This window comes from Paenibacillus sp. FSL P2-0322, assembly GCF_037975315.1.
In the GTDB taxonomy this organism is placed as follows: domain Bacteria; phylum Bacillota; class Bacilli; order Paenibacillales; family Paenibacillaceae; genus Paenibacillus; species Paenibacillus polymyxa_B.
On sequence record NZ_CP150243.1, the window covers coordinates 1,363,795 to 1,381,215 of the forward strand.

Sequence of the window (17,421 nt, forward strand, 5' to 3'; positions counted from 1 at the left end):
TTACAAATGGAATTAAGATCATCTATTGAATTTTATGACAATCGGTTTTTAATGTTCGTTCTGGATCAAATGGCTTATGAATTTGAGAAAAACGGCTCCAAAGAGGTCATTCGAATGACCTTGGGAAAATCCGAGCTACCTTTGCATGAGGATATCATTCAGTCGATGAAGGATGCGTTGGACACCTTTGAAAAAAGCTCGCTTGTATTTCCGCCGGGCTTGCCGGAATTAAAGGAAGCGCTCGCGGAGGAATACAAGAAAACATATGATCTGGACATTAACCCTAACAATATCCTGATTAATGTAGGCACCAGCGCCTTATTCCGAAATCTGTTTTATTTGCTGGCAAAAGAGGGGGATGAGGTTCTTTTACCGCGTCCGTACTATTCTCTGTATCATTTTTGCGCCCAATTGGTAGGGGCGAATGTTCGCTACTATGATATCAATTTGGAGACGTTGGCACTGGATCTGGATTCCTTTAAGGAAAATTTCACGGATAAAACCAGAATTGTAGTCATTAATTCGCCTGGTAATCCGCTAGGCAACATCTTAACGAAAGACGAGCTGTATGCCATTGATGAAATTATCAACGGTCAGGCAGTGGTCATTAATGATGAGATTTATGCCAATGTTTGCTTTGATGAACGAAGCACTTCGGTACTGGAGCTGAAGGATACCAAATCAGCCTTTATTACAACGAATGCTTTCTCCAAAGGGTACCGGATGTACAGTCGGCGCGTGGGCTACTGTATCGTTCCTGACGAGCTAGTCACACCGCTCACGGTCATACAGCATCATACATTGCTGACAGCCGACCCTGTCGTGCAATTTGGCGCACTGGAAGCATTGGCACATCCCGAAGAGATTGAGCAGCTGGTCAGCCTGTATAAAGCAAGACGGGATTATACGGTGGAGCGATTCAATGAGGTTCCGCTCGTACGTGCTATCCCTGCACAAGGTAGCTTTTACTTCACACTCGATTGTGAAAAGTACATGGACGAGCACGGCATCGAAACGAGTTTGGAGCTGGCTGAACAAATTATGAGAGCCAAACAAGTGGCGACTGTGCCAGGTTCTGATTTTGGATTGCCGAAAATGCTGCGCCTGTCCTACTCTACAACGCGATACAACGAAGGCATAGATCGCTTAGTGGACTTTTTCACAAACAGCTTGGTAGGTCAATCGGCTGTATCTGCTGCAATTCCGGTTCGGGAGTAGACCCTATGGATCTGGATTTTGATGCATTTGAAATTCTATCGGCAGAAGAGGAACGCGTCATTGCGGAGATGAATCAGACTGCAAAGCTTTATGAGGATCATGTTACGATTCCTGATTTGTTTGCCCGTCAGGTCGCAATCACACCACAGCAAACCGCTATTTATGAATACGGCTCCTCCATTACGTATGCCCAATTGGAGGAACAAGCGAACCGAATGGCCCGCCTGCTGCACGCAGCAGGTGTGCGGCCTAACCAGCGGGTAGCAGTGGTAGCGGAACGGGGAATTGAGCTTTTAGTGGCTGTTTTCGGCGTATTAAAAGCAGGTGCAGCTTACGTGCCTATTGACCCGGACTACCCGAAAAAGCGGATTCAATATATGCTGCGCGACAGTTCTTGCGGTGTGCTGATCACCGAGTCTGCCAAGCTTCAAACGATGCTGGGAGATTTGCCGGAGAGCATGACGACGGTTGTTTGTCTTGACGAAACGAAGATGCGAGCAGATCGTCTGACGGTGTATCAGCGGTCGGATTGGGAGCGCCAGGAGCAGGGCTCATGGGCGTGTCCTGCCGGTGAAAATGATCTTGCGTATTTGATTTACACCTCAGGCTCTACGGGAGATCCCAAAGGAGTCATGATGACGCATAAAGCTGTGCTGAATACGCTCTTTTGGTTGCAGGATACCTTTTGTTTGACCGCAGAAGATGTGATTGCGCAGAAGACTTCTGCCAGTTTTACCGATTCGGTATGGGAATTCTTCTGGCCTCTGATATACGGAGCCAAGCTGTCTATATTCAGCTCGGATGCGGTCAAAGATCCTCAACGGCTATATGAACAGCTACGGGATGACAAGATTACCATAACCCAGTTCGTTCCGGCCCAGATGAGTCTCTTTCTGGATGCGGTTCCGACCGAAGAGACGGATCATCCGCTACCGGAACTTAAATGGGTATTCAATGGAGGCGAAGCCTTACTCGTCAATGGGGTGCGGGACTGGTATAGCACATTCCAGCAAGCCAAGATTGCCAACATTTACGGTATGACCGAGTCGGCTATTTATGCAACCTGTTACCTGATTGACGCATCTCCGGCAGAGGGAGAATTGAGCATTCCGTTGGGAAGGCCCCTTGCGAACACGCATGTTTATATTTTGGACAAGGAGGGGCAATTGTGCCCCTTTGAGGTCAAAGGCGAAATATGCATCGGCGGGATTGGTCTGACGGAGGGGTACTGGAATAAGGCAGAAGCAACTGCCAAGGCTTTTACCCAGCATCCCAAAACAGGAGAAAGGCTATATCGTACAGGTGATTTGGGCCTGTTACGGCCGGATGGCATTCTAGAGTATAGCGGCCGCAAGGATGATCAGGTACAGGTGCGGGGGTATCGCGTAGAACTCAAAGAAGTGGAGCGGGCCGTATCCGTTTTTCCAGGGATCAAGGAAACCGCTGTGATTGCCCAAACGGATGAGTTTGGTGTAACCAATCTCTTATGTTATTTTACTTCGCTGGAAAAAGGGCTCGAAGTGGATGATCTGACAACACACTTGCGTGAAATATTACCTGAGTATATGATTCCGGGATTTTTCATGGAACTGCTGGAGATGCCGTTAACTCCGAACGGGAAGATTGATCGCAAAAATCTGCCACAGCCGGAGGGCCGAGTTCACCGTTCAACCGCATATGTGGCGCCTCGCAATGAAAGAGAGCATATGCTGACGAAAATCTGGGCCGGAATTTTAAATATAAGCCCGGAGGACGTCGGCATCCATGACAGCTTTTTTGAAATCGGCGGCAATTCCATCTCGATTGTTCGGCTTCATCGAAAGATGAAGCACGCACTGGGCAGTGAGGCAACAGTAGCCGAGCTGTTTTCCTATCCTACGATTGCAGCGTATATGAATCACTTTGAAAATCAGTCCAAGGATGACGAACAGCTGGATCAGGATCTTATGAGCCTGCTGGATCAAATTGAAGATGGCTCACTGGATGTAAGCGAGTCTATACGGGCGCTGGACCATCTGAAGGAGGGATAACATATGAAACGGGTTCAGAAGTATTTGCTAGCTCAGGTTGCTGCAAAACATCTCTCCAAGATAGAAGCTCTGCCGATGCTAAAAGAGCTATTCGAAAATGAGGCCAAAACGGTGAAGGTTGATGATATTGCCGTTGTTGGGATGGCCTGTCGTTTTCCGGGCGCAAATGGAACAGATGAGTTTTGGGATAATCTCGTGAACAGCATGGATGCCGTGAGGGACTTCCCGGAAAGCCGCAAGGCTGACGTGGACCAGCCTATTCGGGACTATTTTAAAGGTAAACGATATGCGCCGGAGATCAAGTATCGCAGAGGAGCCTATTTGGACCATATTGATCGTTTTGATGCGGAATATTTTAACATTACTCCCGCAGAAGCCCGGTGTATGGACCCTTTGCAGCGCATTTTCCTTGAAGTTACCTGGGAAGCACTGGAGGATGCCGGCTATGCCGAAAAGGAATTGTACGGCTCACGAACCGGGGTATACGTAGGGGATACGGATGCCGATTACTTGCAACTGATTCAGAACATGGAACCGTATGCCTTACCCGGCAATACCATTTCAGTCGTAGCCAGTCGGGTGGCCTACTTGCTGAATCTCGCCAGCGGTAGCCATCTGATTGATACCGCCTGCTCGGCATCTTTGGCTGCTGTGCATCATGCGGTCAAAGGACTGATTACTGGCGATTGTGACATGGCTGTAGCCGGCGGGCTGAATCTGACCCTGTTTCCTGTAGATGAAGGGCTGGTCGATATCGGCATTGCTTCTCCCGACTCTGTTGCGCGCACCTTCGATGCCGCAGCGAATGGGACGGTATGGGGCGAGGGATTCGGGGTCATCGTACTGAAGACGCTGGAAAAGGCTAAAAAGGATCGGGACCATATCTACGCTGTCATTAAAGGCAGCTCCATGAATTCGGACGGAAAGTCCAACGGCATTACCGCGCCAAGTGCCTTGGCTCAGACGGAGCTGATGAAGGAAGCTTGGCGTAATGCGGGTATCTCTCCGGAAACGGTAACCTACATTGAGGCTCACGGTACAGGAACTCGTCTAGGTGACCCAATTGAGATTGAAGGCATTACCAACGCCTTCCGCAGCTACACGGACAAGCGGCATTTTTGTGCCTTGGGCGCGGTGAAAACGAACATAGGTCATCTGGACACCGCAGCCGGTATTGCAGGTCTAATCAAAACAGTGCTGTTATTGCAAAAGAAGGAGATTCCGGCAACCCTCCATTTTAACGAGCCGAATCCGCACATTAATTTCATTGAATCGCCTGTGTATGTGAATACAGAGTTGGTTCCATGGGAGACGGAGGCAGGAGTGCCACGGCGGGCAGGAGTAAGTGCTTTTGGTCTAGCAGGAACTAACTGTCATGTCATATTGGAGGAATATGAGCAGGACGAGCAGAGCCAGTCCGCCAGTGGAGAAAACGTACCGTATGTATTTACGTTGTCTGCCAAGAGTAAAGCTTCCTTTGATGCTTTGGTTGACCGTTATCGTACGTTTTTGGATCGCACGGCTCATGCGCTGCCAGATATTTGTTTTACAAGCAATCAGGGACGGGGGCACTATGCTTATCGGCTTGCGATTGTAGCTACAAGTCTTGAAGAGTTAAGGGAAGGGCTGGAGCGATTTGCAAATGCAGATGAAGCTGCACGTCCAGCTTTAGCGGGAGAGGGGATATATTATACCCGCCTAACGACCCGTGAGGAGAAAAGCTTCAAGGTACAGCCTGACACCAGCCTGGATCGGGTTGTGGATGAATATATGCAAGGTAGCGAGATCAATTGGACAGCTCTGCATGATTTGGATCAAAGACATCGTGTTCCTTTACCTGTATATCCATTTGCAGGCAAACGACATTGGGTGAATTATATCCCGGAGCATGCGATGGAGCGTGTAGCAGATTCCCCAGCCTTGAGATCGGTACCGGAGAAGCAGGTTGACCAGTGGTTCTATGAACTGAATTGGGTAGCCAGTCCGTTGACGGCTTCTGCCTCCCAAGAACGGTCGGTTACCAGCAAGTCATGGCTTATTCTGGCGGATGAAGAAGGCGTAGCTGCTTCACTAAGCGAGTTTATGAAGGATCAAGGACTCACACCTATTATCGTAGAGGCTGCATCTGATTATGCTGCCATAGATCCGAGCCATTATCAGATTCGTCCCGGCTATGCGGAGGATTATAACAGGCTGCTTGCAGCCGTGACCGAGGTTGAGGCGCGAGGGGGAGCAGAGCTTTCCGGTATCGTCCACTTGTGGACCTGCACCGAAATTCGCAGTCGCATGCGACAACTCGATGATTTGAATGAAAGTCAGGAGCAAGGGGCTTTAAGTCTTTTTTATTTGATGAAGGCTGTTCAGGCAAGCTCGATTCATCGCCTGTTGGAAATCAAAGTCGTCTCGAACTACGCACAGCTGGTCGTAGCGGAGGATACATATGTGTTCCCGGAAAAAGCGCCTCTGTGGGGATTGATGAAGGTCATCTCGCAGGAATATAGTCAGCATCGTTGTAGCTGTATGGATGTAGAAACGATCGGACGTGACAATTCCGACATTGCTCAGGAAATCATGCTGGAATTGGATCGGGACGAAGCAGATCAAAGTTCAGCATGGCGAAGCGGTCAGCGGTATACGCAGCAGCTGGAACGGATGCAGCTTACAGCTCATCCACATCGGAAGATTACAATCCGTGAGGGTGGCGTCTATCTGATTGCCGGGGGAGCCGGTTCAGTTGGACTGGAAACCTGCCACTATCTTGCCCGGCAGGCGAAGGTTAAGCTCGTGCTGGTGAACCGTACTGTGCTTCCGGACCGGGAAAGCTGGCAGGAACGAGCTGCGGGGCTGGATACCTCTGAAATTACGAAGAAAATCCGTGGACTGTTGGAGATTGAAAAGCTCGGCTCCGAGGTGAGCTACTATGCGGCAGATATCACGGATCTGGATGCAATGAAGAAGGTCGTGGATGATGTGCATGCACGTTATGGCCCGATTCATGGGGTCATGAATGCCGCGATGCATTTGGAGGAAATTCGTCTGGAGCAGATGGATGCAGCGGGGTTCCAGCGAACCATGGGAGCCAAGGTAATAGGAACATGGGTGTTAAACGAGGTGACTAAGGATCAAACGCTGGACTTCTGGATTCTTTTCTCGTCAGTGGCTTCGCAGCTGGGAGGTGTAGGCTTGGGTAGCTACGCTGCTGCAAATGCATTTCTGGATCAGTATGCCCACTATCAGAGCCGTCGTGGCATGGAGATGATGGCGATCAACTGGTCGCATCTGGAGATGGGGGCTACATCGGACGAGCTGATGGATCAACGGATGTTATCTCAGCCGATTTCGTCGGAGGACTATGGCAAGCTGTTTGATCGGCTTTTGCAATATAAACTGACCCAAACGGTCATTGCCAACATTCGCAGCCAGGAGCTGGCTCAAGTGTTGACGCTGCTCAAGGTCCGCTTTTCCCCAGACTTAACAAAGGAAATTACAGAGCAAGCGCAGGGGCACAACGATCAAGAATCTGAAGCCTACAGTCATCTGCTGGAGTCCTATCAAGAGCTGAAGCAGTTCATTACCTCTAATGAGGCACTGAACGATATGATCCAGCGAAATGTGAAGCTGGGTGCTAAATTTGTCTCCTTCGAGGAAGAGCTGTTTCGTACGCTACAGCCCAAGTCGGAGGCTACGGACACTGGAGTGCACATGAACTCTCACATTCAAGTGACCTTGATCGGCCGTGATGGAGATGCGTATTCGAAAACAGAACGGCAGCTAGGTCAGATTTGGGGCGAGGTACTGGGGCATGAGGAAATTAGCATACACCAGGACTTTTTTGAAAATGGAGATTCGCTGATGCTGATGAGTGTCATTGCTAAAATTAAAGACCAGCTGGCCATAGATGTACCGATTCAGGTCTTTTTTCAGGAGCCAACGGTGGCCGGGCTGGGAGGCTGGATAGATGAATCCAATCGTGTCGATTCCGAGGAATCCGATATCATTCCGGTATTACCACGTCATTTTGCTGAGGCTGAACAATAAAGCGGCTTTGTGTTGGGCTAACAGGTGAGGAGTGAAGGAACATGTTATTCTGCGGACTGAAATTAACGCATGATGGTAGTGTGGCCTTGATTGAGGATAACAAGCTTATTTTCAGCTACGAGGTTGAAAAATTCAATAACAACAAACGCTACAGCGAAATTCCTGATTTGGATTTTGTCGAGGAAGTGCTTAACCTGCATGGCTATACCTCGGCAGATGTGGATCGGTTTGTCATCGACGGCTGGGCCGGATTGAAGGAAAGTAAGGTGGACACGCGTTCCCATGGGCAGGAGCTGTCCCTCACGGTTGCACCTTACCGCGAAGTATCGCTTTCAGCCGACGCGCTCCAAGCCTATTCGGGCAGTGGCCTTGCCATTGGTGGAAGAACCTACAACTATACCAGTTATATGCATTCAACCACACATATCGCCAGCACCTATTGCGCAAGTCCTTATGCGGTGACCAAGGAGCCGTCTTACGCGCTTGTGTACGATGGCGGCATGTATCCGCGTTTTTATTACTTTGATCCAGCGAACGGAAAATTAGAAAATCTGGGTCCTCTCTTCATGTACATTGGCAACATTTATTCACTGTTTTCGCTGCACTTTGAGCCATTTCTGCGCGGAGGGCAAGGACCACGTGTGGATGATCTTTCGGTAGCGGGCAAGGTCATGGCCTACATTGCCAAGGGACAGGTACGTCCAGAGCTGCTCGAACAGTTTGAATTAACGTATGCACGGCATTTTTCACCCTCGCTGGAGTTTAACTGGACCTTTTCCCAGGAAATCAAGCGATATGTAGATGAGCATCATATTCCGCATGCAGACGCCATGGCGTCTTTTCATCAGTATTTGGAGCAGCTTCTCGTAACCTCGCTGGAGGCGAGTGTGACCAAGCATGGACGGAAAACACGAAACTTTTGCTTTATAGGAGGCTGTTCTCTGAATATCAAATGGAACAGTGCGATTCGGGAAAGCGGATTATTTGACGATGTGTTTGTTTCTCCGTTTACCAATGATACAGGTTCGGCTATTGGTGCTGCCTGTTGTGAAATGATTCATCAGACAGGTCATCCTCATTTGAATTGGTCTGTGTACAGCGGACCCATGGTCATTCAAAATGAGCCAGCAGAAGGTTGGGAATCACGTGCTTGTACGGTAGCACAGCTCGCGGAGCTGCTGCATACGACAGATGAACCTGTCGTGGTGCTGCATGATCGGGCGGAACTGGGACCACGTGCTTTGGGCAACCGGAGTATACTGGCAGCTGCCGTTCAACCGGATATGAAAGACCGCCTGAATGCCATCAAGCAGCGGGAAGACTATCGTCCGGTCTCACCGATTTGTATGGAGGAGCATGCACCTGCTATTTTTTCACCGGGAACACGTGATCCGTATATGCTTTTTGATCATATGTTGCGTGATGAATGGGTGGAACGCATTCCTGCGATCCGTCATCTCGATGGAACGGCACGCCTGCAGACGGTGAGTCGGGAGGATAATCCGCTGATCTATGAATTGCTGCATGCGTACGAGAATTTGAGCGGTATTCCAGTGCTGTGCAATACTAGCGCCAATCTGCTCGGCAGCGGCTTTTTCCCGGATGTACGTTCTGCAACCGAATGGAACGGAACCCGGTATGTCTGGTGCAATGAAACGTTATACGAAAAGCAGTAGCATATCCTCGAATAATGTACAGATGGAGGTTTACACATGGGAGAGAAGCAGACCTATGATCTGTCTCATGGGCAGAAACGGTTCTGGGTTCAGTCCCAGCTGGACGCTCAGAGCAGCGCCTTAAATCAGTCGGTAGCCGTTCGAATCAGACAAGCTGTGAATACCGCGTATTTACAGCAGGCCCTCCATACCATCGTTGAAAGACATTTTATCCTTCGTACAGTGTTCACGGTGGTCGAAGGTGTACCGAAGCAAGTGGTGCTGGAGCAATTGACCTTAAACGTGCCTGTTGTGGATGTATCGGATACAGGGGAAGAAACAGCGTGGGCAGAGGTACAAAAAGAAATACAGACTGTGATGAATCAGCCTTTTGATCTGGAGCAGAGTCCATTATGGCGGGCACAGATCTACATGCTGGCGGCAAACGACTATGTTTTTCATATTTGTATGCACCACATCATTGAAGATGGTTGGTCTATGGATCTGTTTTTTCAAGAACTGTTTCATATTTATCAGGCGTTGGAGCAAGGAACAAGCCCCCATTTGCCAGAATTGCCGATCCAGTATATTGATTATGCACATTGGCAAAATCAGCAGGTGCTTACTGGAAAACTAAGCTCGCAGGAGCAATACTGGAAATCCCGATTGGATGGTGAATTGCCAAGTCTTCAATTGCCTTTGGATTTTCCGCGTCCGACCATCCGAAATGCTCCGGCGGCGGTGGAAAAGGTCATTCTGGATGCGGAATTATGCGCGGGCTTGGAGCGGTTGAACCGCACGTACGGAACCACCATGTTCATGTCGATCGTTGCCAGTCTAAATGTGTTATTAGCCCGGCTTACTCAGCAAGAGGACATTATTATTGGTACTCCTGTGGCGGGACGGAATCAAAAGCAGGTTCGAAACCTGATGGGTTTTTTTGTGAATACTCTCGTGCTGCGGAATCGACTTTCCCGAGACATTTCTTTTTCCCGATTGTTACAACAAGTTAAAGATGAGTGCGCAGGAGCATACGCCCATCAGGACTATCCTTTTGACAAGCTATTGCAGGTATTGAACCGTCCACGCCGCCTAAATCGTGCCCCACTGTTTGACGTTCTAATTAATTTTGCAGCCGGCTCCAAAAATGAGGAGAACTTCGGGGGAATCCCGATGGAAAGAATCAAGCTGGGAAATGGTGCCGACGCGAACGAGTTTGACTTGACCGTAATTGTGGAATCCGTAAATGACGAATTGGTCATATCGCTTAGCTATGGAACAGATTTGTTTACAGCCTTAACGATGTCCAGGATCGGAGCGTATTTCCGTAACATTATTGCGGGTGCCATTCAGGACCCGGAGCAGTCTGTGTGGAAAATGGATTACATGGGGGCAGAGGAACGCGCGGTCATCCATCGTGTTAATGATACGCAGAAGGTTTATCCGGCTGGAGTCACAATTACGTCTCGTATTCAGGAGCAGACGCTCCGTACCCCTGATGCAGTGGGGGTTCTGGACGGCGACATGGCTGTCACCTATAAGGAGCTGCACCTTCGCTCCAACCAATTGGGACAGCTTTTCAGTCGCTATGGAGTTCGTCCGAACTCGCTGGTTGCCATTATGGGGGATAGGAATGTCCCATTGCTTACCGCTATTTTAGGGATTATGAAGGCTGGTGGTGCCTATGTACCGATTGATCCTGATTATCCGCAATCCCGAATCCAATATATGCTTGACGACAGTTCGTGCCGCGTGCTTGTTACGAATTTACGTTATTTCGGACGGACGTTAGATCATTTGCCAGACTGTATTGAAACTGTCATTTGTCTGGATGAAACGGTATGGGGAGAGTCGGAATGGATCGTTAGACTGCGGGAGATGCGAGGGGATGAGTCTTATTTTATTCCTGTCAAAGCACATGGGATGTCTACGGATGAGCTGAGTCTGCAAAATATTCCCAATGAAAAAGATCTGGCGTATATCATGTACACATCTGGCTCCACGGGACAGCCCAAAGGGGTGATGATGACCCATAAGGCTGTGCTGAATACGTTATTTTGGTTGCAGGATACCTTTGCTCTGGGAGCAGACGATGTCATCGCGCAGAAGACGTCTACCAGCTTTACAGACTCGGTGTGGGAATGGTTCTGGCCGCTGATGGAGGGAGCCAAATTAACGATTGTACCTGCGGATATCGTCAAAGACCCTGCACAGCTATACCCATTTATGGAGCGGGAAAAAGTGACGGTTACTCAATTTGTTCCTGCGCTCATGAATGTTTTCCTAAGTGCTGTACGAAATGCGGGGGAATCTCATCCATTGCCTGATCTAAAGTGGATTTTTAACGGGGGCGAAGCGCTTCCGGTGAATATCGTGCAGGAATGGTACACTCTTTTTCGCACAGCGAAAATCGCCAATCTATACGGCATGACCGAATCGGCCATCTATGCGACCCAGCATATCATTCAGCACAAGCCGGATGCAGGAACGTTACGTATTCCTCTGGGGCTGCCGATTGCGAATACTCATGTGTATGTGCTGGATCAGGATGGACAGCTTGCCGGATTCCAAGTGCAAGGCGAAATTTGTATCGGCGGGACAGGACTGGCGAGCGGATATTGGGCCAAGCCGGATTTGACAGCCAGAGCCTTCACTACGCATCCGTTGACTGGAGAAAGGCTTTATCGAACGGGAGACTTAGGCTGTCAGACCCCGGATGGGCAATTTCAGTATCTTGGGCGAAAGGACGATCAGGTTCAGGTGCGGGGATTTCGCGTCGAAATGAAGGAAGTTGAGCAGGCGCTGGTCAGTCTTCCATCTATTCGTGAGGCAGCGGTGATTGCACATATCGAGGCAACGGGATTAACCGGGCTGATCGGCTACTACACATTGCAGTCGCCGGAAATGACGTCAGAAGGGGTACGCGAACATCTAAAAGAACGGCTTCCCGACTATATGGTTCCCGGTCTGTTGGTCCCTCTCGAAGCCATGCCTTTGACCCCACACGGTAAAATCGACCGTAAACATATGCCAAAACCTGAGGGAAGAAGTCTTGCAGGAACAGAATATGTACCTCCAAGGGACGGTATGGAGCAGGAGCTATCGACTATTTGGGCAGAAATTTTGGATATAGCGCAAGTGGGTGTACAGGACCCCTTTTTTGCATTGGGTGGACATTCACTCAAGATGGCAAAAATGATTTACCGGATTCAGGAGCGCTTGCAGGTGAAAGTGACGTTCAAAGAACTTTTTGATCATCAAACCATTCGTGAGCTGGCAGATTTGCTTCGTCAAAAGACCTCTGTTCATGCAGCTTCTATCGAACCGTTGCCTGAGCAGGAGTATTACCCAGTTTCCGCCGCTCAAAGACGATTATTTGTTTTGCATCAATTGGAAGGAGAAAGCCTGAGCAATCACGTGTTCACTGCATGGCATTTGGAAGGCAGTATCCAACGAGAGCAGCTTGAACGTCTGTTTCGAACATTACTGCTCCGGCATGAAGTATTTCGAACGGGCTTTACCCTGCTGGAGGATGAGGTAGTACAGCAGATTCATTCGGATGTAGCTTGGAAAATGGAATATACCGAAGGGACGGCGGCCGATATGCCGCAGATTCAGCAATCATTTTTGCGTCCTTTTGATTTGCAACAGCCCCCGCTTTTACGGGTAATGCTGGTTCGATTAGCGGAGCAGAGCCATGTTCTACTGCTGGATGTGCATCATATTATTTTTGATGGAATTTCTGCGACAGTGCTTATTGATGAGTTTATCTCCCTAATGGAAGGAAGCGCTTTGGAAAAGCCGCACATTCAGTATAAAGACTTTGCTGCCTGGCAGCATACACAGCTCAGCGGGGAACATCTGAAAGAACAGGAAGCGTTCTGGCTGAAGATGTTCGACGAACAGCACACTGGAAAGGAAATTCCGCTTCTGAATCTGCCGGGAGATTATCCAAGACCAAGACAACGGAGCTTTGCCGGGGGCTCGCTGGAATTTAGTCTGTCGTCAGACTGTGCAACAAGTTTGCGGAAGCTGGCAACGGAGAGTGGTGCCACGTTATTCATGGTTTTGCTTGCAGCATACAATGTATTCTTGTCACGCTACAGTGGGCAGGAGGACATCGTGGTGGGTACGCCAGTAGCCGGAAGATCGCATGCTCAGCTGGAGCGGATGCTCGGTATGTTCGTAAATACACTTACGTTACGAAATGCTCCCGTACAGGAGAAGACCTTCCGACAGTTTCTGGACGAGGTCAAAGACAATGCGTTGAATGCGTTTGAGCATCAGGATTACCCCTTTGATATGCTCGTTAATCGCTTGCATCTCCAGCGGGATTTGAGTCGTAATCCGCTGTTTGACACGATGTTTCGGCTGCAAAATTTTATGGATGGCAGCAGGGAAGTGCCGGGTTTACAGGTGAAGCCTTATCCGTTGGAAAGCCCTTTTGCTTCATTTGATTTGATGCTGACCGTGGTTGAGATGCCGACTGAGAAAGGTGCAAGTAATATTAGCCGTAATGGGCTGCATTGTACCTTTGAATACAGCACGGAACTGTTCCGCGAGCATACGGTTCGCCAGATGGCGCAGCATTTCATAGAGCTGGTGGCCCAACTGGCTTCACAGCCAGATCGTCCCCTGTATGCTGCCAGCCTGCTGACTCCTGCGGAGCAATCACGCATCCTTGTCGACCGCAATGTGACTGAGCTTGCGCTTCCGGCTGACAAGCTGATGCACCACCTGTTCGAAGAACAGGCTGCACGGATGCCGGACGCCATAGCGGTAGAATGTGGGAGCCAGTGTTTGACCTATGGCGAGCTGGATGTCCTGTCCAATCGGGTGGCGAGAACATTGCGCAGCAAAGGAGCGGACGTGAATACGGTGGTTGCCTTGCTGCTGGAACGGTCGGTAGATTTGCTGACGGCGATGCTCGGCATTTTAAAGGCAGGTGCTGCCTATTTGCCGATCGACCCCGACTATCCTGCGGCGCGTATTTCCTACATGCTGGAAGAGAGTGAAGCGCAATGGCTTATTAGTCGGGACACACTGCTGGATGGACTGGATTTTAGAGGCGAAGTCATTTCGTTGAATGACGCGAGTATATACCGTCAGGATGGAAAAAGGCTGGAGATCACACAGCCGGGACCCCATGATTTGGCGTATATGATTTTCACCTCAGGCTCGACCGGACATCCGAAAGGCGTGATGATCCGTCAGGAAGCCATCGTTAACCTGATCTACGGGATTACCGAGCGAATACCGTTTCCTGAAGGTCAAACCTTCTTCTCAGTAACTACTGCCGCATTTGATATTTTTGTATTGGAAACGCTACTGCCTTTGGCGAAGGGGCTACGGGTAGTGTTATCTACGGGAGAAGAGCAGGCGAATGCTGAACTGCTGTTGGAGGCAATTCACCGAACAGGTCCGCACTTGCTGCAAATGACGCCCTCGCGGCTTCAGCTTTTGCTTATGCACCCGGAAGCAAAAGAGAGTATGCGCACGTTGCAGGTCGTGATGGTGGGAGGCGAGGCTTTACCAGAACCATTGCTTCGTCAGACGCAGGAGATGACCACTGCGCGTATTTTTAATATGTACGGCCCAACCGAAACTACAGTCTGGTCAACTGTGCAGGAGCTTACCCAGCACGAGCGGGTGACAGTAGGTACGCCGATAGCGAATACACAAGTATATATTCTGGATGGGCAGCTCCAGCCTGTACCGGATCTTGTAGCGGGTGATCTCTGGATTGGAGGCAAGGGACTTGCATCCGGTTATGACAAGCGCCCTGAGCTAACATCCGAGAAGTTCAAAGCCAATCCGTTCCGGTCCGGTGAGCGAATGTTTAAGACCGGAGATTTGGCACGGTGGCTGCATAACGGCGAGATTGAAGTGTTGGGCCGGATGGATGATCAGATCAAGGTCCGTGGCTATCGGGTGGAACTGGGGGAAATTGAACAGGCGCTGCTGGCTCATCCTGCCATTCGGGAAGCTGTGGTGGTACAGGACCGATCAGATGAACAGGAGAACCACTCCCTTTGCGCTTATTGGGTAGGCCAGCAGACTTTATCAGTGAGTGAGCTACGTAATCATTTGCTTGCCCGACTGCCAGAATATATGGTTCCCTCGCATTTTATTACCTTGTCGGAGATGCCCTTAACGCCGAACGGAAAAGTAAACCGTCGAATGCTGCCCAAGCCGGATCATAGTCGTCCTCTTCTTGGAGTGGAGTATACAGCACCTGCTACAGAGGTGGAAATGCAGGTCAGCCAAATTTGGGAAGAGGTATTGCACAGAAGTGAGCTTGGCATTCACGATAATTTCTTTGAGCTGGGGGGCAATTCGGTTCTGCTCATTCAAATGAATGTTCGTCTTCAGCAAATCTTTCCAGGGAAAATCAGCGTTGCAGACTGCTTTGCCTATCCGACGATTGCGAGACTTTCCGGTTTTCTGGAGCAGCAGCAAGGAGAACAAGCATGGACGGATGCGGAACAGGAACGATATGAGCGTCAGGAGCAATACTGGCGTCTTTACTTGGCTGAACCGCTATCTTTTATTCCGTGGAATGAGGCGATGCGGACAGATGGAGGAGCCGAAGGGCAGGCTACGTTCACCTTTACCTTACCTGCGGACCTGCTGACCACGTTACAGAAAGCAGTCTGGAGTCAGGATTTTGCCCTAACAGACTTGTTACTAGCCGTTTATACGTATGTTTTGTCACAAATGACAGGTCAGTCCGAACTGGTATTGCTCATCGGTGAAGGACACCCATTACCACATAAACAGTTCATACACCATGGACAGTCCTCTTTCCTCGCATCACAACTGACAGGGGAGAGCTTGTATCCGCTGCGTGTACGATTGACGGAAAATGATGATTTTAGCGCCCTGTGCATAGAGGTTGCTGGTCATCGTCAAAAAGCGAAAGAGACCGACCTTTACCCGATCCCAGTTATGTTGCCAAATGGGACAGGAAACGCCAATCCATCTGCTTTTCTCCCTTGTGTGTTTTTGAATCATACGCCGGCGGGACATGAGGTGACCCGACAATTTGACTGGGTGCTTCATATGGATGTGCGCGCGGAGCAGGTACGGTTCCTATGCGAATATCAAGCTGGAAAACTGAAGAAGACTTGGGCGGAACAGATGATGAAGGCCTATGTCCACGTACTGCACAAGATTGCAGACCTACTATAAGGAGGATGGAACGATGAAAAAATTAGGATTTTTATTCCCGGGGCAAGGCTCTCAATATGTAGGCATGGGTCAAAGCTTATACGATGAATATTCAGTAGCAAGAGAAACCTTTGAAGAGGCCGAGGATGCGCTAGGGTTTGATCTAAAGACGCTTTGTTTCACAGGTTCCATGGATGAGCTGACTCTGACCGCTAATGCCCAGCCTGCCATTTTGACCGTGAGCATCGCAGCTTTTCGTGTGCTGATGCAGGAATTGAAGCTTGCTCCATCTCTGGTAGCGGGTCACAGTCTGGGAGAATTCTCGGCATTGGTCAGTACAGGAGCGCTTGCTTTTTCGGATGCGGTGAAAATAGTACGTCAGCGGGGCATTCTGATGCAGGAAGCTGTTGCTCCCGGTACAGGAGCGATGCTGGCGGTAGTCGGGAGTCATGAGCGTGAGGTGGATGAGGTGTGCCAGAAAGCCTCGACAGCCGGCGTATCGGTCGGCATTGCGAATTATAATTCCTCTGAGCAGCTCGTCATTTCGGGTCATACTCCTGCACTGGAGAAGGCAGAAGAGGAACTGAACCATAGAGGAATCAAGACGATTCGCCTCAAGGTGGGCTTTCCGTTCCATACGAATTTAATGCGGAGCGCTGCGGGCAAATTTCGGGAGGAGCTGGAGAAATATGATTATGGCCGTTTTCAATGGCCTGTGCTCTCTAATGTTACAGCGACACCCTATGCGGATCGTCGTTATATCCTATTTAACCTGACGTCCCAGATGGCACGGCCTGTGCAATGGCACAGAAGCGTTCAATACATGCTGAATCAGGGTGTGAATCATTTTATAGAAATCGGCCCCAAAACCGTATTGAGAAATTTAATGGCTGGTATCACCTCTACGGCTCATTCCTTTGCTTTTGAGCATCCCTCCACTCTGGAATTGCTGCGGAATGCTGATATCGAGAGCAAACCAGATGGTTTGGGTCTGGTGACCTCCTGTATTGCGATTGCGGTTTCAACCCAGAACCGGAACTGGAATAACGATGAGTATGAGCAGGGTGTAGTCGTTCCATACAAAGAATTGCAAAACCTGCGCGAACAATTGATCACAACCGGAACAGAACCAACGTTGGAACAAATGCAGCAAGCTCTGGACAAGCTAAAGTCCATTTTTGCAACCAAATTAACACCAACGGAACTACGGGCTGAACGGTTTGAGCAGATTTTCAGCAATACGCATACACGCGAATTATTTCCCGCGTTTCAGGTCAGCTAATCGCAGCGAACACGAGGAACGGAAGGGA

The 17,421-nt window shown here is 49.6% G+C and carries 6 protein-coding genes; all 6 read left to right on the forward strand.

What is annotated here, in order from left to right:
• Positions 1-6: 6 nt before the first annotated feature.
• Genes MKY24_RS06095 through fabD form a run of 6 tightly spaced genes read left to right on the forward strand, consistent with a single transcriptional unit; the run spans position 7 to position 17,393 of the window.
• Positions 7-1,218 (forward strand): aminotransferase class I/II-fold pyridoxal phosphate-dependent enzyme, encoded by a 1,212-nt coding sequence (locus tag MKY24_RS06095; protein ID WP_028543127.1) that lies wholly within the window; start codon positions 7-9, stop codon positions 1,216-1,218.
• Between the two features lie 5 nt (positions 1,219-1,223).
• Entirely contained in the window at positions 1,224-3,248 is a 2,025-nt protein-coding gene (locus MKY24_RS06100) for a non-ribosomal peptide synthetase (RefSeq protein WP_339201614.1), read from the forward strand.
• Between the two features lie 3 nt (positions 3,249-3,251).
• Entirely contained in the window at positions 3,252-7,286 is a 4,035-nt protein-coding gene (locus tag MKY24_RS06105; protein WP_339201615.1) for an SDR family oxidoreductase, read from the forward strand.
• Between the two features lie 41 nt (positions 7,287-7,327).
• Positions 7,328-8,962: a carbamoyltransferase N-terminal domain-containing protein gene (locus MKY24_RS06110; RefSeq protein WP_339201616.1), complete on the forward strand. Its 1,635-nt coding sequence runs from the start codon at positions 7,328-7,330 to the stop codon at positions 8,960-8,962.
• Positions 8,963-8,998: 36 nt separating this feature from the next.
• On the forward strand, positions 8,999-16,132 hold the full coding sequence (locus MKY24_RS06115; RefSeq protein ID WP_339201617.1) for an amino acid adenylation domain-containing protein: 7,134 nt from the start codon (positions 8,999-9,001) through the stop codon (positions 16,130-16,132).
• Between the two features lie 13 nt (positions 16,133-16,145).
• On the forward strand, positions 16,146-17,393 hold the full coding sequence (gene fabD / locus MKY24_RS06120; protein ID WP_339201618.1) for an ACP S-malonyltransferase: 1,248 nt from the start codon (positions 16,146-16,148) through the stop codon (positions 17,391-17,393).
• Positions 17,394-17,421: the final 28 nt, after the last annotated feature.